Raw genomic sequence first — 20057 nt, forward strand, 5'->3', positions numbered from 1 at the left:
GGCAGGCCGCCCGTTCTTGCATTGAGTCCCCTGACCGCGCGGGTGGCGAAATTGGTAGACGCACCAGGTTTAGGTCCTGACGTTCGCAAGAACGTGCCGGTTCGAGTCCGGCCCCGCGCACCAGCTCAAAAAATCCTCTCAAGGAAGACACATCAGATGACCGTGAACGTTGAAACCCTCGAAAAGCTCGAGCGCAAGATCACCCTGACCCTGCCGGTCGACACCATCCAGTCGGAGGTCAATGCGCGCTTGAAGAAGATCGCGCGCACCGTCAAGATGGACGGCTTCCGTCCCGGCAAGGTGCCGATGACCGTGGTGGCCCAGCGCTACGGCTACTCGGTCCATTACGAGGTCATGAACGACAAGGTCGGCGAAGCCTTCTCGCAGGCCGCCAACGAAGCCAAGCTGCGCGTGGTGGGCCAGCCCCGCATCACCGAGAAAGAAGAGTCGCCCGAGGGCGCTATGGCCTTCGACGCGATCTTCGAGGTGTTCCCGGAAGTGAAGATCAACGATCTCTCCGCCGCCGAGATCGACCGCATCACGGCCGAGGTGAGCGACGAGGCGATCGACAAGACGCTCGACATCCTGCGCAAGCAGCGCCGCACCTTCGAGCCGGGCGCCCAGGACGCTGCCGCGACGGACGACGACCGCGTGACGGTCGACTTCGAAGGCAAGATCGACGGCGAGCCCTTCCAGGGCGGCAAGGCCGAGGACTTCCAGTTCATCGTCGGCGAAGGCCAGATGCTCAAGGAATTCGAGGACGCGGTCCGTGGCCTGAAGGCGGGCGACAGCCGCACCTTCCCGCTGTCGTTCCCGGCCGACTACCACGGCAAGGACGTCGCCGGCAAGCAGGCCGACTTCATGGTCACCGTCAAGAAGATCGAGGCCTCGCAGCTGCCGGCCGTCGACGAAGCGCTGGCCAAGTCGCTCGGCATCGAGGAAGGCACCGTCGAAGGCCTGCGCGCCGACATCAAGCGCAACCTCGAGCGCGAGGTGAAGTTCCGTCTGCTGGCACGCAACAAGAACGCCGTCATGGACGCGCTCATCGGCAACGCCGAACTCGACGTGCCCAACGCCAGCGTGCAGTCCGAGGTCGAGCGCATGGTCCAGGGCGCCCGCGCCGAGCTCAAGCAGCGCGGTGTCAAGGACGCCGACAAGGCGCCGATCCCCGAGGAGATGTTCCGCCCGCAGGCCGAGCGTCGCGTGCGCCTGGGCCTCGTGGTCGCGGAGCTGGTGCGTGCCAACGAACTCCATGCCAAGCCCGAACAGGTCAAGGCGCATGTCGAGGAACTGGCCGCCAGCTACGAGCGTCCCGCCGACGTCGTGCGCTGGTACTTCGGCGACAAGGAGCGCCTGGCCGAGGTTGAGGCCGTCGTGATCGAGAACAACGTGACCGACTTCGTGATGGGCAAGGCCAAGGTCAACGACAAGGCCGTCTCCTTCGACGAACTGATGGCGCAGCAGCAGCAGGGCTGATCGTCGCGGGCCGTGTCCGGGTGTGTGCGGCCCGGGGCTTGTGCTCTGCGCGCGAGCCCCAAATTGTCGGGATGGTACGAAACACTCTGGAGAGCAATATGAGCGCACAGGAAATTCAAGGCCTCGGCATGGTGCCGATGGTGATCGAGCAGTCGGGCCGCGGCGAGCGTTCCTACGACATCTATTCGCGACTGCTGAAGGAGCGCGTGATTTTCCTGGTCGGCGAGGTCAACGACCAGACCGCGAACCTGGTCGTGGCGCAGTTGCTGTTCCTCGAAAGCGAGAACCCCGACAAGGACATCTCGTTCTACATCAACTCGCCGGGCGGCAGCGTGAGCGCCGGCATGGCGATCTACGACACGATGCAGTTCATCAAGCCGGCCGTGTCCACGCTGTGCATCGGCTTCGCGGCCAGCATGGGTGCGTTCCTGCTGGCGGCCGGAGAGAAGGGCAAGCGGTTCTCGCTGCCCAACTCGAAGGTCATGATCCACCAGGTCCTCGGCGGTGCCCGAGGCCAGGCGACCGACATCGAGATCCATGCGCGCGACATCCTGCGCACCAAGGACCAGATGAACCGCATCCTGGCCGAGCGCACCGGACAGCCGCTGGAGAAAATCGCGCGCGACACCGAGCGCGACTACTTCCTCACCGCGGACGAGTCGAAGGAATACGGCTTGATCGACGAGGTCATCGCCAAGCGCAGCTGATCCAGCGCGTGATGGCCGGGGGCGCGATGGCGCCTGAGCAAGAGCGGCGTTGTCCATGAGGAGAACGCCGTTTTCGTTCAGGAAGAGGCCTTTCGCTCTTGGCTATGATTGTTGAACCCCATTACGAGGCACCTGCCCATGGCCGAGAAAAAAGGCTCCTCCAGCGAAAAGACGCTCTACTGCTCGTTCTGCGGCAAGAGCCAGCACGAGGTCAAGAAACTCATCGCCGGGCCGTCCGTGTTCATCTGCGATGAATGCATCGACCTGTGCAACGAGATCATCCGCGACGAACTCCCGCCGGGTGAGGAATCGCGCGAGGCGCGGGGCGACCTGCCCACGCCGCTGGAGATCAAGAACAATCTCGACAACTACGTGATCGGCCAGGAAGCGGCCAAGCGCATGCTGTCCGTGGCGGTCTACAACCATTACAAGCGGCTGCGTCACAAGGAAAAGGCCAAGGGCGACGACGTCGAACTCAACAAGAGCAACATCCTGCTGATCGGCCCGACGGGTTCGGGCAAGACGCTGCTGGCGCAGACCCTCGCGCGCATGCTCGACGTGCCTTTCGTCATGGCCGATGCGACCACCCTGACCGAAGCCGGCTACGTCGGCGAGGACGTCGAGAACATCATCCAGAAGCTGCTGCAGAGCTGCAACTACGAGGTCGAGCGTGCGCAGCGCGGCATCGTCTACATCGACGAAATCGACAAGATCTCGCGCAAGTCGGACAACCCCTCGATCACGCGCGACGTCTCCGGAGAGGGCGTGCAGCAGGCGCTGCTCAAGCTGATCGAAGGCACGATGGCCAGTGTGCCGCCGCAGGGCGGGCGCAAGCACCCCAACCAGGACTTCCTGCAGATCGACACGACCAACATCCTGTTCATCTGCGGCGGCGCCTTCGCCGGTCTGGAAAAAGTCATCGAGAACCGCACCGAGGCGTCGGGCATCGGTTTCGGGGCGATGGTGAGAAGCAAGACGCAGCGCAGCCTGACCGACGTGTTCCGCGAGGTCGAGCCCGAAGACCTGATCAAGTTCGGCCTGATTCCCGAACTGGTGGGTCGCATGCCGGTCGTGGCCTCGCTGGCCGAGCTGACCGAGGACACGCTGGTCAAGATCCTGACCGAGCCGAAGAACGCGGTCGTCAAGCAGTTCGTCAAGCTGCTCCAGATGGAAGGCGTCGACCTGGAGATCCGCCCCAGCGCGCTCAAGGCGATCGCCCGCAAGGCGCTGGCGCGCAAGACCGGCGCGCGCGGCCTGCGCTCGATCCTGGAGCAGTCGCTGGTCGACACCATGTTCGACCTGCCCAACGTGACGAACGTCGACAAGGTCGTGGTCGAGGAGTCGACCATCGACGAGAACAAGCCACCGCTGCTCGTCTATCGGGAAGCGGCCAAGAAGGCTTGAGTCGAGAGCGCGGGGGTTCCGACCCTCGCGGGCATGCGGGTTTCGCATGCTTCCATGATCGAACGCACCGTCCGGGCTTGAAATGCGGACGGTGCGTTCCATCTTTGCCTGATCACTTCGAGGATTCGCATGTCCGGTCACACCCCTTTGCCTCCAGACGCCATCGACCTGCCGCTGCTGCCGCTGCGCGATGTCGTCGTGTTTCCACACATGGTGATTCCGCTGTTCGTCGGGCGCCCCAAGAGCATCAAGGCGCTCGAACTGGCCATGGAAGCCGAGCGACGCATCATGCTGGTGGCCCAGAAGGCCGCCGCCAAGGACGAGCCCGCCGTCGAGGACATGTTCGAGGTCGGCTGCGTCTCGACGATCCTGCAGATGCTCAAGCTGCCCGATGGCACCGTGAAGGTGCTGGTCGAGGGACAGCAGCGCGCGCGCGTCAACGGCATCCAGGATGCCGAGACCCACTTCACCGCGAGCGTGACGCCCGTTGCCGCGGTCGACGCGGCGGCCCAGAAAGGCACCGAGATCGAGGCGCTGCGCCGTGCCGTGATGCAGCAGTTCGACCAGTACGTCAAGCTCAACAAGAAGATCCCGCCGGAGATCCTGACGTCGATCTCCAGCATCGACGATCCCGGCCGGCTGGCCGACACGATCGCCGCGCACCTGCCGCTCAAGCTCGACAGCAAGCAGTCCGTGCTCGACCTCGACGACGTCAAGGCCCGGCTGGAGAACCTGTTCGGCCAGCTCGAGCGCGAAGTCGACATCCTGAATGTCGACAAGAAGATCCGTGGCCGCGTGAAGCGCCAGATGGAGAAGAACCAGCGCGACTTCTACCTCAACGAGCAGGTCAAGGCGATCCAGAAGGAGTTGGGCGAGGGCGAGGACGGCGCCGACATCGAGGAGATCGAGAAGAAGATCAAGCTCGCGAAGATGCCCAAGGACGCGCTGAAGAAGGCCGAGGGAGAACTCAAGAAGCTCAAGCTGATGTCGCCGATGTCGGCCGAGGCCACGGTAGTGCGCAACTACATCGACGTGCTGATCGGCCTGCCCTGGAGCAAGAAGACCAAGATCAAGCACGACCTGGCCAACGCGGAAGCCGTGCTCAACGAGGACCACTACGGCCTGGACAAGGTCAAGGACCGGATCCTGGAATACCTCGCGGTCCAGCAGCGTGTGGACAAGGTCAAGGCGCCGATCCTGTGTCTGGTTGGACCACCGGGCGTGGGCAAGACCTCGCTCGGCCAGTCGATCGCCAAGGCGACGGGTCGCAAGTACACCCGCATGGCGCTGGGCGGCATGCGCGACGAGGCCGAGATCCGCGGGCATCGCCGCACCTACATCGGCGCCTTGCCGGGCAAGGTGCTGCAGAGCCTGAACAAGATCGGCACGCGCAATCCCTTGTTCCTGCTCGACGAGATCGACAAGCTGGGCACCGACTTCCGCGGCGATCCGTCGAGCGCGCTGCTGGAAGTGCTCGACCCCGAGCAGAACCACACGTTCGGCGACCATTACGTCGAGGTCGACTTCGACCTGAGCGACGTGATGTTCGTCGCGACGTCGAATTCGATGAACATCCCGCCTGCGTTGCTCGACCGGATGGAAGTCATCCGCCTGGCCGGCTACACCGAGGACGAGAAGACGCACATCGCGCTGAAGTACCTGCTGCCCAAGCAGATGCAGAACAACGGCGTGAAGGAGGAGGAACTGCTCATCACCGAGGAAGCGGTGCGCGACATCGTGCGCTACTACACCCGGGAGGCCGGTGTGCGGTCGCTCGAGCGTGAGCTCTCCAAGATCTGCCGCAAGGTGGTCAAGGGCCTGCTGCTCAAGAAGATGACGCCCAAGGTCACGGTCGATGGCACAAACCTCAACGATTTCCTGGGCGTGCGCAAGTACACCTTCGGCTTGGCCGAGAAGCAGAACCAGGTAGGGCAGGTCGTCGGACTCGCATGGACCGAGGTCGGTGGCGACCTGTTGACCATCGAGGCCGTCTCCATGCCGGGCAAGGGCGTCATCAGCCGGACGGGATCGCTCGGCGACGTGATGAAGGAATCGGTCGAGGCCGCGCGCACGGTGGTGCGCAGCCGCGCGCACCGCCTGGGCATCCGCGACGACATCTTCGAGCGGCGCGACATCCACATCCACGTGCCCGATGGCGCGACGCCCAAGGACGGTCCGAGCGCGGGAGCGGCGATGACGACGGCGTTCGTGTCGGCGCTCACGGGCATTCCGGTGCGCGGAGACGTCGCCATGACGGGCGAGATCACCCTGCGTGGCGAAGTGACGGCGATCGGCGGATTGAAGGAGAAGCTGCTGGCAGCATTGCGCGGTGGCATCCGCACCGTGCTGATTCCGGAGGAGAACGCGAAGGACCTTCAGGACATTCCGGAGAACGTGAAGAACGGCCTGGAAATCATCCCCGTCAGATGGATCGACAAGGTGCTGGAGATCGCCCTGGAGAAAGCGCCGACCCCGTTGTCCGACGAAGAGGTGGCGGCTTCGGCCGCGGCCGTCGCCGAACTGTCGCGCCAGAGGGCGGCACAGCCTCCCGAAGGCTCGATCAAGCACTGAGAAAACCCTCCATGCTTGCTGAGCCTCGAAAAAATGGCATATAATTCGAGGCTCGAAACGCGGGATTAGCTCAGTTGGTAGAGCGCAACCTTGCCAAGGTTGAGGTCGAGAGTTCGAGTCTCTTATCCCGCTCCAGATTCGAAAAAGGGAAGCTCAGGCTTCCCTTTTTTTCGATGTCATCGGTTCATGGCGCGATAGCAAAGCGGTTATGCAACGGATTGCAAATCCGTCCAGCCCGGTTCGACTCCGGGTCGCGCCTCCATCAGACCCCGTCGCAGACCGACCACGAAAACGCCCCGCCATGACGGGGCATTTTTTCGTGCCCCTTTTCATGTCGCCGCTGGGCGACCCAACTCATCGCGAGCCGGTCGCCCGACCCTTCTCCCACGCACGCAACCCGCGATGCCAGGTGCGCAACCGTTCGTCCACCGGTTCGCCGCCCACGCCCAGGCCGGTGGCGGACAGCTGATCGAGCAGGATCTGCTGGTCGCTGCTCAATCGCGATGGAAAGACGGGCGTCAGCGTGACGACCTGATCGCCACGCGAACCTCGGCGCTCGACCGGAAAGCCCTGACCTTCGAGGCGATAGGACAACCGCTCGCGGTCCAGCTGCAAGGTCTGCAGACCCGACACCGTGGGGACCTTGACGACGCGGTTGGCGATCCAGGCGAACCCGTCGATCGGCATGTCGCAGCGGATGGTGCCGTCGTCGTCGAGGCGGAAAAAGTCGTGCGCCGCGACCTCGACGCGGATTTCGATGTCCGAATTCGGGCTGTCGTCGCGCGGGCGGCGCCCGTCGACATGGAGCAGGTCGCCGTTGCGCACCCCTTGCGGAATCCGCACGTTCATCCGGTAGTTGCGTGGTGGCAATCTGCCGGCGCCCTCGCATTTCGCACACGTGACGCGCCCGGCACCGCTGCCCATGCAGGTCTCGCAGGCCGTGGAGGCTGCGGTCGACCAGCCGAAGAAGGAACGTTTCTGCAGCACGCCCGAGCCACCGCATGGCGCGCACCGGCCGGCCATGACAAGCGAGCCGACGCCCGCGCAGTCCACGCAGGCATCGACGACCTTGCCGCGCAGCACCTTGATGCAGCCAGCGGCGGCTTCCTCCAGCGTCAGCTTGATCCTGCGCCGCAGCAGCCGCCGCGATGCGCCGGTCCCGGTCGCCGGGTCCGCATCGGGCGAGGCGTCGCCTCCCGAAGCCGCTGCGGCGTCGCTCGCGGGCGCGTCCTCGGGGGCGTTCGCGGCCTGGGGCGGCGATGAACCGGACATCGGCTCGTCGGGAGGGGTGGGCAGGGCGCAACCGTGACGGCGGATGTATTCGAAGGCCTGGTTGATGCGCTGCATCCGGGCGCTCGCTTCGGCACTGGCATTGCGATCGGGATGCCATTGGGACGCGAGCCGCCGCCAGGCCGCCTTGACCTCGCGCTCGGTCGCATCGGAGGGCAATCCCAGTTCGGCGAAAGCGTTGTCGGTGACCAAATCCTGAAACCTCATGCGAAAGATGCCGCCCGCAGCGAGCGCCTTGGACGCGGCGGCCTTCCGTGGCGAATCTTATGCCAGCGACCGATGGAAACGGAATCTCCCCCGGCGCGTGAACGCGATCGAGAAGCGGCCGGCGCGGTCCGGACGATGTCGCACCGGAGCGCGGCGGTGCGGGTGGTATTCTCGCTGGCTTAGCAACCGGCACCGCTTCGCGGTCGTCGGCATGCCCGAGTGGTGAAATCGGTAGACACAAGGGACTTGAGGCAATTTGAGCCCTCTGGTGGAAACGCCGGAGATGAAACCCGTCAAATTCGGTGAACGCCCTGGCCGATGGCCGATCCGGACCAACGTCCGGCATCGCGCAGACGCCGAGCCAACGCCGAGCCAAGCCGAGGAGGACGTCTCGACGGACTCCACGGAAGGTGTAGAGAGCAGACGGCGGGCACCTACAGTCGCAGGACCAGGGTGAAGGCGTGCTCCAGACCACGAACAGCGGCCACCCGGACGCTGGCGGCGAAAGCCGAAGTGGCAGGAAAATCCCTCGACTTCGCGGTCGTGCCGGTTCGATTCCGGCCTCGGGCACCAATATGACAAATGCCGCCGTGGCGCAGAAGACACCGATGCTGCGCTGCGACGGCATTTTTTCCGTGGCGACGCGATCCCGCCGTGGGCTGTATATTTGAACAGTCCCATGGCCGATCCTTTCCCTACCGATGCGAGTGCCCAGGCCGGTCCGCCGCCCGCGCTGCGGGTGTCGGTGCGTGCGCTGTGCGAGTTCGGTGCGAAAGCGGGCGACCTCGACTTCCGTTTCGCGCCGGCGCCGACCGCGCAGGAAGGCATCGCCGGCCATCAGTGGGTGCAGGGGCGGCGCGGTCCCACCTACCAGAGCGAGGTGACGCTTTCTACGGGTTTCGAGGGCCTGCTCGTGCGCGGGCGCGCGGACGGCTTCGAGGCCGCGGGCGATGGCGACGCCGATTGCCCGCGCGTCGAGGAGATCAAGACCTTCCGGGGCGACTTCGACGCCATCCGGCAGAACCACCGGGCACTGCATCTGGCGCAGGCGCGCACCTATGGCTGGATGCTGTGCGAGCGGCACGATCTGGACGAGATCGATGTCGCGCTGGTCTACCTCGACATCGCCACCAACGAGGAGACGGTGGTCGAGGCGCGTCATCGGCGCGACGACCTGCGCACCGATTTCGAAGCGCTGTGCCGTCGCTTCATGCACTGGGCGCTTCAGGAGGCCCGCCATCGGGTCGAGTTGTCCCGGGCGCTGGACGGCCTCGCGTTTCCCCACGCCGGTTTCCGCGCCGGCCAGCGCGAACTCGCCGAGCACGTCTACCGCGCCGCGGCCTCTCAACGCTGCCTGATCGCGCAGGCGCCCACGGGCATCGGCAAGACCGTGGCGACGATCTTCCCGCTGCTGCGCGGCTGGGCACCGCAGGGGACCGACAAGCTGTTCTTCCTCACCGCGAAGACCCCGGGGCGCGGGGTCGCGCTGGAGGCGCTCGACCTACTGGCGCGGCCGGCGGCGGGCGTGCCCCTGCGCGTGGTCGAGCTCGCCGCGCGCGAGAAGGTGTGCGAGTACCCGGGTCGCGCGTGCAGCGGCGAGGCCTGCCCGCTCGCGCGCGGCTTCTACGATCGCCTGCCGGCGGCGCGCGGGCAGGCCGTGGTCGCCCACCGCCTCACGGTCCCGGCATTGCGCGACATCGCCCGCGCGCACGACGTCTGCCCGTATTTCCTGGCGCAGGAGATGGTGCGGTGGGCCGACGTGGTGGTGGCCGACTACAACTACTACTTCGACACCAGCGCCTTCCTGTTCGCCCTGACGCGGCAGGAGGAATGGCGGGTCGCCGTGCTGGTCGACGAGGCGCACAACCTGCTCGATCGGGCGCGCGGCATGTATTCGGCCGAACTGCGCGCCAGCGAGATGGAGGCGGCGCGCCTGCAGGCGCCCGCGCACGTGCGGCCGGCCGTGGCGCGGGTCGGCCGTGAATGGCGAGCGCTGCAGAAGGAACAGGCCACCGGGCACGTCGCGCGGGACGAGGTGCCCGAGGGCCTGCACGACGCGCTCAGGGACGCCGTCGCGGTGCTGGCGGACCATTTCGCGGCATCGGCCTCGTCCGTCGCCGCGTCGACGGCGGGTGCGAGGGCCGATCCGATCCCGGACCGCGTGTCGCCGGACGCGATGGCGACGACGGCGCCGCTGCAGCGCTTCTTCTTCGACGCCCTGCAGTTCACCCGCCTGTGCGCCGGTTCGCTGGTCGGTCATTCGGTCTTCGAAAGCGTGCTCGGCGCGGCCGGCGAAGGCAACGCCATCGCGATCCGCAACCTCGTGCCGGCGCCCTTCCTCCAGCGGCGCTTCACCGCTTCCATGACGACGGTGTGCTTCTCGGGCACCATCGCGCCCTTCGCGTTCTATCGCGACATGCTGGGCCTGCCCGGCGATGCGATCGAGCTGGAGGTGGCCTCGCCGTTCCGCGCGGCGCAGCTCGAGGTCCGCATCGCCGCCGACCTGTCCACCCGCTTTCGCGACCGGGCGCGTTCGATGCAGCGTCTGGTCGACCTGGTGGCCGCGCAATTCGCCCGCAGACCGGGCAACTACCTGGTCTTCCTCAGCAGCTTCGAGTTCCTCGACGCCGCGCACGCGCTGTTCACGCGCCGCCATCCGGCGATCGCGACCTGGACCCAGTCGGCCGCCATGCGCGAGGCGCAACGCCAGGCCTTCGTCGAACGCTTCCGACCGGGCGGGGAGGGCGTGGGCTTCGCGGTGCTGGGCGGCGCGTTCGGCGAAGGCGTCGACCTTCCGGGCGACCGCCTGATCGGCGCGTTCGTGGCCAGCCTCGGGCTGCCGCAGCACGACGCGCGCAACGAAGCCATGCGCGAACGCATCGAGGCCCGCTTCGGCGACGGGTACGCCTACACCTATCTCTATCCGGGCCTGCGCAAGGTCGTGCAGGCTGCCGGGCGCGTGATCCGCACCGAGCAGGACACCGGCGTGCTGTTCCTGCTGGACGACCGGTTCGCGCGGGCCGGGGTGCGGCGCCTGCTGCCGCCGTGGTGGCACATCGAGGTCGTCGACAGCCGCCGACCGCATGGAATCGACGCCCCCCCGGGCGCTTTGCCGCCGTCGCCGCCCGCGACCTGAAGGCGCCCGTCGGTCGCCTCCGCGAGGGGTGTTTGGGCACCTGGCCGCATGGAAAGCTGCGGGTATCATCGACTCAAATCGCCCGTCGCAGATCGCGCCACGCCGTGATCCGGGCCTCACGAAACATCCCCGGAGCCCCCCATGCCACGCTACAACGCTCCATTCGAGATCCACGTCCACGGCGACGTGCCGCTGCGTTCGGACGTCACCTTCGCCCAGATCCAGGAAGCGCTCAAGCCGCTGTGGACGTATGCCGGGGCGCGCTCGCTGGCCGATGGCGCCACCAGTTCCTACGAGGAGGAGCCGGGCCTGCGGTTCGACGCCAAGGAGCACATGCTCCAGATGTGCTGGACGGTGGCCGGCGACGAGGATTTCCGCCAGGAACTCGACGAGATGTGCATGGCCCTCAACGAGCTGGCCGAACAGGGCGCCGCGATCGAGGTCACCTTCTACGACACCGACTACGACGAGGAAGAGGGCGACGACGAGGACGAGTCGCGCGACGATTTCGTGATGCTGTTCGTCGGCCCCAATCCGGCGGCCATCATGCAGGTGCAGCGCGACCTGCTGGTGGAGGACGTGGTCAACCTCATGGAGCGCCATTTCGACGGCGCCGAACTCGGCGGCGTCGTCGCCGAGATCGACAAGCTGTTCGGCGAGCGCTTCGACGCCCTGGTGAACTCGCTGGAGATCGGCAAGCGCCCGCGTGGCAGCGGCGGTCCGGGCAGCGCCGGCTCGGGCGGGCACGGCGGCGGCCGCCGGCCGCGCCACCTGCACTGAACGCGACGCACCGGGCCCGGCCTTGAGCCTGTTTCCCGCTTCGGCGCTGCGTCCGGGCGTGCGCCGTGCCGATGTCTTCGGCTGGGCGATGTACGACTTCGCCAACTCCGGCTACACCACGGTCGTCATCACGGCGGTCTTCGCGGCCTATTTCGTCGGTGGCATCGCCCAGGGCGCGCCCTGGGCCACCTTCGTGTGGACGGCCGCGCTGAGCATCTCCTACGCGATCGTGATGCTCACGATGCCCGCGATCGGCGCCTGGGCCGACCGGCACGCCGCCAAGAAGCGCGTGCTGACGATGGCGACGGCCGGCTGCGTGGTCGCCACGGCGGCGCTGGCGCTGACGCCGCGTTTCGCCGAGGGCGGCGCGCCGGGCCAGGTCGTGCCCGCCGGCGTGGCGCTGGCCATGGCGCTGATCGTCGTCTCCAACGTCTTCTACTCGTACGGCGAGTCGCTCACCGGGGCCTTCCTGCCGGAACTGGCCACGGCCGAGGGCATGGGCAAGGTCAGCGGCTGGGGCTGGGGGTTCGGCTACTTCGGCGGCATGCTGGCGCTGGGGCTGTGCCTGGGCTATGTGCTGTGGGCGCAGGGCCGCGGCCTGCCGGCCGCGCATTTCGTGCCCGTCACGATGCTCATCACGGCCGTCTTCTACGGCGGCGCCGCCTGCGTCACCTTCGCGCTGCTGCCCGAACGCGCGGTGGCGGAGCCGGCCGTGGCGGCCGGGGAGAAGGCCTGGGCCCGCCTGCGGCGCACCTTCGACGAGGCGCGCGGCCACCGCGACTTCATGTGGCTGCTGGCGTGCACGGTGTGCTACCAGGCCGGCGTGGCGGTGGCGATCACGCTGGCGGCGATCTATGCGCAACAGGTGATCGGCTTCGCGGCGCACGAGACGATGACGCTGATCTTCGTGCTCAACATCGCGGCGGCCCTGGGCGCCTTCGCCTTCGGCTACCTGCAGGACGCGCTTGGCCACCGGCGCGCGCTGTCGGTCACGCTGGTCGCCTGGATCGCGGTGTGCGTGATCGCCGCGGCCGCGCGCGGCAAGGGCGACTTCTGGTGGGCGGCGGTGATCGCCGGGCTGGCGATGGGCTCGAGCCAGTCGGCCGGGCGCGCCATGACCGGCTGGCTCGCGCCGCCACGTCGTGCCGGCGAGTTCTTCGGCCTGTGGACCTTCGCCACGCGCCTGGCGAGCATCGTCGGACCGCTGAGCTACGGCGCCATCACCTGGATGACCGGCGGCAACCAGCGCATCGCCATCGTGGCGACGAGCGTGTTCTTCGTCGGCGGACTGCTGCTGCTCATCCCCATCGACATGCGGCGCGGGCGGGCGCTGGCGCTGCATGACGAGCCCGGAGCGTCGGCGGCGGCCTAGACGCCGGGGCGACACCTGCCGGCTGCGCCGACGGGTCGGGCTGTGGTCCGATCGGGACATCCCACGGAGACCCGACCCATGAACGGCATTCAACCTGGCGCGTCCGCGCAGCCCGACGACACCATCCCCGACATCGATCCGGTGGAGACCGCCGAGTGGCGCGATGCTTTCCTGGCGCTGGCGGCCTCGCACGGCGCGGCGCGGGCGCGCGCGATGCTCGACGAGCTCGCCCGGCTGGCGCGGCGCCAGCGCATCGGCTGGACGCCCGAGCTGGCCACGCCCTACGTCAACACCATCGCCGCGGAGGACCAGCCGGTGTTTCCCGGCGACCTCGCGATGGAGGAGCGCCTGGGCTCGCTGATGCGCTGGAACGCCCTGGCGATGGTGGTGCGCGCCAACCAGGCCTATGGCGAGCTGGGCGGCCACATCGCCAGCTACGCGAGCGCGGCGGACCTGTTCGAGGTCGGCTTCAACCACTTCTTCCACGCCCGCAGCGACACCCACGGCGGCGACCTCGTGTTCTTCCAGCCGCACAGCGCGCCGGGCGTGTACGCGCGCGCCTTCCTCGAGGGCCGGCTGTCGCAGGACGACCTCCTGCACTACCGCCAGGAGCTCACCGCGCCGGCCGCCACCCGCGCCGACGGCAGCGGGGCGCGCGGCCTGTGCAGCTACCCGCACCCGTACCTGATGCCGGACTTCTGGCAGTTTCCCACCGGCTCGATGGGGCTCGGGCCGATCAGCTCGATCTACCACGCGCGCTTCATGCGCTACCTCACCGACCGGCGGCTGCTCGACTGCGCCGGGCGCAAGGTATGGGGCGTCTTCGGCGACGGCGAGATGGACGAGCCCGAATCCATGAGCGCGCTGACCCTGGCCGCGCGCGAGAAGCTCGACGACCTGGTCTGGGTGGTCAACTGCAACCTGCAGCGCCTGGACGGCCCGGTGCGCGGCAACGGCCGCATCATCGACGAGCTGGAGCGGCTGTTCGCCGGGGCCGGCTGGAACGTGATCAAGCTGGTGTGGGGCAGCGACTGGGACGGGCTGTTCGCGCGCGACCTCACCGGCGCGCTGGTGCGCGCGCTCGGGGACACGGTCGACGGCCAGATGCAGACCTTCGCGGCCAAGGACGGGCGCTTCAACCGCGACACCTTCTTCGGCCAGAACGCCGAGCTCGCGCGCCTCGTGCAGGGCCTGAGCGACGAGCAGATCGACCGCCTGAAGCGCGGTGGCCACGACCTGGTGAAGATCCACGCCGCCTACGCGGCGGCGGCGGCTCATCGCGGCCGGCCCACCGTCATCCTGGCCCATACCAAGAAGGGCTACGGCATGGGCGCCGGCCAGGGCCGCATGACCACCCATTCGCACAAGAAGTTCGAGAGCGCCGACCTGATCGGCTTCCGCGACCGCTTCGACCTGCCGCTGTCCGACGAACAGGCCACGTCGCTGTCGTTCTACAAACCGGCCGACGACAGCCTGGAGATGCGCTACCTGAGGGCGCACCGTGCCGCGCTCGGCGGCTCGATGCCCCGGCGCGAGACCGCCTGCGACGTGGTGCCCGTGCCCGCGCTGCCCGCCTACGCCAGGTTCGCGCTGGAGGCCGACGGCAAGGACATGAGCACCACCATGGCCTTCGTGCGGCTGCTCGGCGCGCTGCTCAAGGACCCCGCGCTCGGCCCGCGCGTGGTGCCCATCGTGGCCGACGAGGCGCGCACCTTCGGCATGGCCAACCTGTTCAAGCAGGTGGGCATCTACTCGAGCGTCGGCCAGCGCTATTCGCCCGAGGACATCGACTCGATCCTGAGCTACCGTGAAGCCACCGACGGCCAGATCCTGGAGGAGGGCATCAGCGAGGCCGGCGCCATCGCCAGCTGGACGGCCGCGGCCACCAGCTACAGCGTGCACGGCCTGGCGATGCTGCCGTTCTACATCTACTACTCGATGTTCGGCTTCCAGCGCGTGGGCGACGCCATCTGGGCGGCCGCCGACCAGCGCGCGCGCGGCTTCCTGATGGGCGCCACCTCGGGGCGCACCACGCTCGGGGGCGAGGGCCTGCAGCACCAGGACGGCAGCAGCCACCTGGTGGCCGCGACCATCCCCAACTGCAAGGCCTACGACCCCGCGTTTGCCGGCGAGATGGCGGTGATCGTGGACGCCGGACTGCGCGAGATGCTGGTCGAGCAGCGCGACGTCTTCTACTACGTCACGCTGATGAACGAGAACTACGCCCAGCCCAGCCTGCCGCCCGAGGCGCACGCCGACGTGTTGCGCGGGTGCTGGCGCTTCGGGCGCTTCGATGCGGGCGATGGCGCGCAAGGCCCGGCGCACGTCACACTGATGGGCTCCGGCGCCATCCTGAGCGAGGTGGTCAAGGCGGCGCGGCAGCTGGCCCGGGAGGGGTTGTGCGTCGACGTCTTCAGCGTCACCAGCTGGAGCGAGCTGGCGCGCGACGGCGCCGCCTGCGAGGCGCGCGCGCTGCGCGGCGAAGCCGCGGGCGAGCCGTTCATCGCCCGCCAGCTCCGCGATGGCGCGGGCCCGATCGTGGCGGCGACGGACTACGTGCGCGCCGTGCCCGAGAGCGTGCGCGCCTGGCTGCCCGAGGGCCGGCGCTACCTGACGCTGGGCACCGACGGCTTCGGGCGCAGCGACACGCGCGCGGCATTGCGCGGGTTCTTCGGTGTCGATGCGGCCAGCATCGCGCGCGCGGCCCGACACGCGATGGCCTGAGCGCGATGGCCAGCGTGCGTCGCCGACCGGTTGCATCGGGCCGTGGCTCGTTATGTCGTAGGAGTTTTTCCAAAGCCACTTTTCATATAGTTTCCTTATAAGCAAGCAAGGAATCAATCGTTGGTCCGGTGCCGGGGGAGGCCTAGAGTGCGGCATCGCGTGACTGCTGCGATGCAGGTGAGCGCTTTCCCAGGATGATTCGAATGACCTCCGTTTCCAATTCCGTCGCCGAGCCCCGGACTTCCACGCCCTCCCAGACCTTCGAGGTGCGTCCCTTCGATGCCCCCGTGGGGGCCGAGATCGTGGGCCTGGACATCTCCCGGCCGATCGACGATGCCGATTTCGCGCGCATCCACCGCGCCCACCTCGACCACCACGTGCTGGTCTTCCGCGACCAGCGGGTCTCGCCCGACGCGCACATCGCGTTCAGCCGGCGTTTCGGCGAACTGGAGATCCACGTGCTGCACCAGTTCCAGCTGCCGCGCCATCCGGAGATCCTCATCGTCTCCAACATCAAGGAAAACGGCGAGCCGATCGGCCTGGGCGACGCGGGCGTCTACTGGCATTCCGACATCTCGTACAAGCCCAGGCCGAGCCTGGGTTCGCTGCTGCACGCGCAGGAGCTGCCCGCCGAGGGCGGGGACACGCTCTTCGCCGACCAGCACCTGGCGTGGGAGTCGCTCGACCCCGCACTGCAGCAGCGCATCCTGCCCCTGAAGGCCGAACACAGCTACCTCGCCAAGTACGAGGAACTGCGCGCCAAGAACCCGTGGCGCCCGAAGCTCTCGCAGGCGCAGATCGACCAGGTCGCGCCGGCCGTGCATCCGGTGGTGCGCACGCACCCCGAGACCGGGCGCAAGGCGCTCTTCGTCAGCGAGCACTTCACGACCCGCATCGTCGATCTGCCGCAGGAGGAGGGCGACGCGCTGCTGGCCGAACTGTTCGCCCACAGCGTGAAGCCGGCATTCGTCTATCGCCACCAGTGGCAGCCGCACGATCTGGTCTTCTGGGACAACCGCTCGCTCATGCACCTGGCCGCCGGCACGCCCGACCACCTGCGCCGCCGCCTCAACCGCACCACCGTCGTGGGCGACACGCCGTTCTGACCGCCCCGATGACCGCCACTGCGAACCCCATTGCCATGAACCCCGACCTCGCTCCGCCACGCTCCGCGCGGCACCGCTTCACCCGCCGCGCCGCCGCCGCGGTGGTCGGCCTGGGCCTGCTGGCGGGCAGCCTCGCCGCGCAGGCCGAGGGCCAGATCCGCATCGCCCGCCAGTACGGCATCGTCTACCTGCTGCTGGACGTGGCGCAGGCGCAGAAGCTGGTCGAGAAGCACGCCAAGGCCGCGGGCGTCGACGCCAAGGTGGAATGGCTGCAACTCTCGGGCGGCTCCGCCGTCAACGACGCGCTGCTGTCGGGCAACATCGAGATCGCCGCGGCCGGCGTCGGCCCGCTCCTGACGCTGTGGGACCGCACCAAGGGCCGACAGGACGTCAAGGGCGTGGCTTCGCTCGGCAACTTCCCCTACTACCTGGTGAGCACCAACCCGGCGGTCAAGACCATCGCCGACTTCACCGACAAGGACCGCGTCGCGCTGCCGGCGGTGGGCGTGTCGGTGCAGTCGCGCGTGCTGCAGATGGCCTCGGCCAAGGTCTGGGGCGACAAGGAATTCGCCCGCCTCGACAAGTCCAGCGTCGCCCTGCCGCACCCGGACGCGGCGGCCGCCATCATCAAGGGCGGCACCGAGATCAACGCCCACTTCGGCAGCCCGCCCTTCCAGGAGCAGGAGCTCGCGGGCAACCCGCAGGCGCACGTCGTGCTGAATTCCTACGACGTGCTCGGCGGCCCGGCCTCGGCCACGGTCCTCTACGCGACCGGCAAATTCCGCGACGCCAACCCGAAGACGTACAAGGCCTTTGTCGACGCGCTCGACGAGGCGGCCCGCTTCGTCACCGCCAACCCGGAGCAGGCGGCCGACATCTACCTCAAGGGCGGCAACGCCAAGCTCGATCGCGAACTGCTGCTCAAGCTCATCAGGAGCCCGGAGGTCCAGTTCAAGACCACGCCGCAGAACACCCTCGCGCTGGCCACGTTCATGCATCGCGTGGGCGCGATCAAGAACAAGCCGGTGTCGGTGAAGGACTATTTCTTCGACGACGCGCACAACGCGAAGGGGAACTGAGCGTGGCGTTCGCGAAAGCCGCCGCCGGTCCCACACCGTTCTCGCTGCGCGAGCAGGCGGGCCCGGGCGCCGCACCCGCCGCACCGGCGAGGCCCGCGCCGCCGATCCCCACCCCTGTCGCCGCGCGCGAGGGCAGGGCGCGCGCGCCGGACACGCCGCTGCTGCAGGTCGATGGCGTCAGCCTCGAATACCGCACGCCCGAGCGCGTCGTGCGCGCCACGCACCGCGTGGGCTTCGACGTCTTCGAGGCCGACCGCTTCGTGCTGCTGGGCCCTTCGGGCTGCGGCAAGTCGACGCTGCTCAAGGCCATCGGCGGCTTCATCGCGCCGGTGGAGGGCGAGATCCGGCTCGACGGCCGCGCCGTCACCGCGCCGGGACCCGACCGCATCGTCGTGTTCCAGGAGTTCGACCAGCTGCCGCCGTGGAAGACCGTCAAGGAGAACGTGATGTTCCCATTGCGGGCGTCGGGCACGCTGGGCCGGCGCGAGGCCGCCGAGCGGGCGATGCACTACCTCGCCAAGGTCGGCCTCGACAAGTTCGCCGACGTGCATCCGCACCAGCTCTCCGGCGGCATGAAGCAGCGCGTGGCGATCGCCCGCGCGCTGGCGATGCAGCCGCGCGTGCTGCTGATGGACGAGCCGTTCGCCGCCCTCGACGCGCTCACGCGCCGCAAGATGCAGGAGGAGCTGCTGGCGCTGTGGGACGAGGTGCGCTTCACGCTGCTGTTCGTCACGCACTCGATCGAGGAGGCGCTGGTGGTGGGCAACCGCATCGCGCTGCTGTCGCCGCACCCGGGGCGCATGCGCGCGGAGATCAACAGCCACGCCTTCGACCTGGGCAGCCAGGGCGGCGTCGAATTCCAGGCCACGGCCCAGCGCATCCACCGCATGCTGTTCGACGAACCGCAGGACGCGGTCGCCACGCCATGAACCCGACGACCCTGACACCCCCCGTGCGCCCCGAATACGAGCGCACGCTGGCACCCTTCACCGAACTCCCCGTCGAGCGCGTCTTGCCGCTAGGCACGCGCGTCTGGTCGCAGGGCTGGCTGCGCAAGGGCCTGATCCTGGTCGTGCTGGCGGCCCTGTGGGAGGTCGCCGCGCGCTGGCAGGACAACGACCTGCTGCTGCCGACCTTCACCGCCACCGCGCGCGCCCTGGTCGAGGGCGTGGCCTCCGGCGAATTGATCGACAAGGTCGCCATCTCGCTGGGCATCCTGCTGCAGGGCTACCTCGCGGGCGTGCTGCTGGCCTTCGCGCTGACGACCCTGGCCGTGTCCACGCGCATCGGCCGCGACATCCTCGACACGCTGACCTCGATGTTCAACCCGCTGCCGGCCATCGCGCTGCTGCCCCTGGCGCTGCTGTGGTTCGGCCTCGGACGCGGCAGCCTGGTCTTCGTGCTGATCCATTCGGTGCTGTGGCCGCTCGCGCTCAATACCTACGCCGGCTTCCAGGGCGTGCCGGAGACCCTGCGCATGGCCGGGCGCAACTACGGCTTGCGCGGCCTGCCGTTCGTGCTGCAGATCCTGGTGCCGGCGGCGCTGCCGGCGATCCTGTCGGGCCTGAAGATCGGCTGGGCTTTCGCCTGGCGCACGCTGATCGCGGCCGAGCTGGTGTTCGGCGCCTCGTCCGGCCGGGGCGGCCTGGGCTGGTACATCTTCCAGAACCGCAACGAGCTCTACACCGACCGCGTCTTCGCCGGCCTGGCGATGGTGGTGCTGATCGGCCTGCTGGTCGAAAGCCTCGGTTTCGCGACGCTCGAACGCCTGACCGTGCGAAAGTGGGGGCAACAACGCTGAAGAAGGAGCCGCCGTGATCGACCACCTGGACCACCTCGTCCTCACCACCACCGACGAAGCGGCCTGCCTGCGCTTCTACGTCGACGGCCTGGGGATGACCCTGGAGCGCTTCGGCGCGGACCGCAAGGCGCTGCGCTTCGGCAATCAGAAGATCAACGTGCACGTGAAGGGCCACGAGTTCGAACCCAAGGCGCACCTGCCGGTCCCCGGGGCGCTCGACCTGTGCTTCATCGCCAGCGTGCCGCTCGACGAGGTCGTGGCGCGGCTCGCGGTGCGCGGCCTGACGGTGATCGAGGGGCCGGTGGCGCGAACGGGCGCGGTGTCGAAGCTCCGGTCGGTCTACCTGCGCGATCCGGACCTGAACCTGATCGAGATCTCCGAGACCGTGGACTGACGGAGAGGCG

General features: G+C 68.2%; 15 protein-coding genes and 3 tRNA genes. 17 read left to right on the forward strand and 1 reads right to left on the reverse strand.

Going from position 1 to position 20057, the window contains the following annotated elements; genetic code table 11:
* The first annotated feature begins 36 nt into the window (after nt 1–36).
* From NF681_09405 to NF681_09435, 7 genes are all read left to right on the forward strand, one after another.
* A tRNA-Leu gene (locus tag NF681_09405) sits at nt 37–123 on the forward strand.
* Between the two features lie 33 nt (nt 124–156).
* Nucleotides 157–1476, forward strand: a complete 1320-nt coding sequence (gene tig, locus NF681_09410; GenBank protein UST55364.1) for a trigger factor — start codon at nt 157–159, stop codon at nt 1474–1476.
* A gap of 98 nt (nt 1477–1574) precedes the next feature.
* The gene (gene clpP, locus NF681_09415; protein UST55365.1) at nt 1575–2183 is read left to right on the forward strand and encodes an ATP-dependent Clp endopeptidase proteolytic subunit ClpP; all 609 of its coding nucleotides are present in this window, start codon (nt 1575–1577) and stop codon (nt 2181–2183) included.
* A 138-nt stretch (nt 2184–2321) separates the two neighbouring features.
* On the forward strand, nt 2322–3587 hold the full coding sequence (clpX, locus tag NF681_09420) for an ATP-dependent Clp protease ATP-binding subunit ClpX (protein ID UST55366.1): 1266 nt from the start codon (nt 2322–2324) through the stop codon (nt 3585–3587).
* A 129-nt stretch (nt 3588–3716) separates the two neighbouring features.
* A complete protein-coding gene (gene lon, locus NF681_09425) occupies nt 3717–6158 on the forward strand; it encodes an endopeptidase La (GenBank protein ID UST55367.1) in 2442 nt (813 codons plus the stop codon).
* Between the two features lie 59 nt (nt 6159–6217).
* Nucleotides 6218–6293 (forward strand) — tRNA-Gly (locus NF681_09430).
* Nucleotides 6294–6346: 53 nt separating this feature from the next.
* A tRNA-Cys gene (locus NF681_09435) sits at nt 6347–6420 on the forward strand.
* Nucleotides 6421–6512: 92 nt separating this feature from the next.
* On the opposite strand, the gene NF681_09440 is transcribed toward NF681_09435, so the two are convergent.
* Complete coding sequence (locus NF681_09440) at nt 6513–7640, reverse strand: DnaJ domain-containing protein (protein ID UST55368.1); 1128 nt, start codon at nt 7638–7640, stop codon at nt 6513–6515.
* A gap of 476 nt (nt 7641–8116) precedes the next feature.
* Here NF681_09440 and NF681_09445 point away from each other — a divergent pair, with 476 nt between their 5' ends.
* From NF681_09445 to NF681_09490, 10 genes are all read left to right on the forward strand, one after another.
* Nucleotides 8117–8326: a hypothetical protein gene (locus NF681_09445; protein UST55369.1), complete on the forward strand. Its 210-nt coding sequence runs from the start codon at nt 8117–8119 to the stop codon at nt 8324–8326.
* An 8-nt stretch (nt 8327–8334) separates the two neighbouring features.
* Nucleotides 8335–10791 (forward strand): ATP-dependent DNA helicase, encoded by a 2457-nt coding sequence (locus NF681_09450; GenBank protein ID UST55370.1) that lies wholly within the window; start codon nt 8335–8337, stop codon nt 10789–10791.
* A 141-nt stretch (nt 10792–10932) separates the two neighbouring features.
* Nucleotides 10933–11571, forward strand: a complete 639-nt coding sequence (locus NF681_09455) for a hypothetical protein (protein ID UST55371.1) — start codon at nt 10933–10935, stop codon at nt 11569–11571.
* 22 nt (nt 11572–11593) lie between these two features.
* Nucleotides 11594–12943 carry an MFS transporter gene (locus tag NF681_09460; GenBank protein ID UST55372.1) on the forward strand — a complete coding sequence of 450 codons (1350 nt, stop codon included), beginning with the start codon at nt 11594–11596 and terminating at the stop codon, nt 12941–12943.
* Between the two features lie 78 nt (nt 12944–13021).
* Nucleotides 13022–15667, forward strand: a complete 2646-nt coding sequence (gene mdeB, locus NF681_09465; protein ID UST55373.1) for an alpha-ketoglutarate dehydrogenase — start codon at nt 13022–13024, stop codon at nt 15665–15667.
* Between the two features lie 203 nt (nt 15668–15870).
* Entirely contained in the window at nt 15871–16773 is a 903-nt protein-coding gene (locus NF681_09470) for a TauD/TfdA family dioxygenase (protein ID UST55374.1), read from the forward strand.
* 35 nt (nt 16774–16808) lie between these two features.
* The gene (locus tag NF681_09475) at nt 16809–17852 is read left to right on the forward strand and encodes an ABC transporter substrate-binding protein (protein ID UST55375.1); all 1044 of its coding nucleotides are present in this window, start codon (nt 16809–16811) and stop codon (nt 17850–17852) included.
* Nucleotides 17853–17956: 104 nt separating this feature from the next.
* Nucleotides 17957–18781, forward strand: a complete 825-nt coding sequence (locus NF681_09480; protein ID UST55729.1) for an ABC transporter ATP-binding protein — start codon at nt 17957–17959, stop codon at nt 18779–18781.
* Nucleotides 18778–19653, forward strand: coding sequence for an ABC transporter permease (locus tag NF681_09485; GenBank protein UST55376.1), 876 nt, complete (start codon nt 18778–18780; stop codon nt 19651–19653). The genes NF681_09480 and NF681_09485 overlap by 4 nt, the downstream gene beginning before the upstream one ends.
* A gap of 13 nt (nt 19654–19666) precedes the next feature.
* Nucleotides 19667–20047, forward strand: a complete 381-nt coding sequence (locus NF681_09490; protein UST55377.1) for a VOC family protein — start codon at nt 19667–19669, stop codon at nt 20045–20047.
* Nucleotides 20048–20057: the final 10 nt, after the last annotated feature.

The sequence above is a fragment of the Comamonadaceae bacterium OTU4NAUVB1 genome (genome assembly GCA_024372625.1).
In the GTDB taxonomy this organism is placed as follows: domain Bacteria; phylum Pseudomonadota; class Gammaproteobacteria; order Burkholderiales; family Burkholderiaceae_C; genus Variovorax.

Coding starts and splice junctions, on each gene's coding strand:
- tig (UST55364.1), top strand. CDS start 157: ATGACCGTGAACGTTGAAACCCTCGAAAAGCTCGAGCGCAAGATCACC.
- clpP (UST55365.1), top strand. CDS start 1,575: ATGAGCGCACAGGAAATTCAAGGCCTCGGCATGGTGCCGATGGTGATC.
- clpX (UST55366.1), top strand. CDS start 2,322: ATGGCCGAGAAAAAAGGCTCCTCCAGCGAAAAGACGCTCTACTGCTCG.
- lon (UST55367.1), top strand. CDS start 3,717: ATGTCCGGTCACACCCCTTTGCCTCCAGACGCCATCGACCTGCCGCTG.
- NF681_09450 (UST55370.1), top strand. CDS start 8,335: ATGGCCGATCCTTTCCCTACCGATGCGAGTGCCCAGGCCGGTCCGCCG.
- NF681_09455 (UST55371.1), top strand. CDS start 10,933: ATGCCACGCTACAACGCTCCATTCGAGATCCACGTCCACGGCGACGTG.
- mdeB (UST55373.1), top strand. CDS start 13,022: ATGAACGGCATTCAACCTGGCGCGTCCGCGCAGCCCGACGACACCATC.
- NF681_09470 (UST55374.1), top strand. CDS start 15,871: ATGACCTCCGTTTCCAATTCCGTCGCCGAGCCCCGGACTTCCACGCCC.
- NF681_09475 (UST55375.1), top strand. CDS start 16,809: ATGAACCCCGACCTCGCTCCGCCACGCTCCGCGCGGCACCGCTTCACC.
- NF681_09485 (UST55376.1), top strand. CDS start 18,778: ATGAACCCGACGACCCTGACACCCCCCGTGCGCCCCGAATACGAGCGC.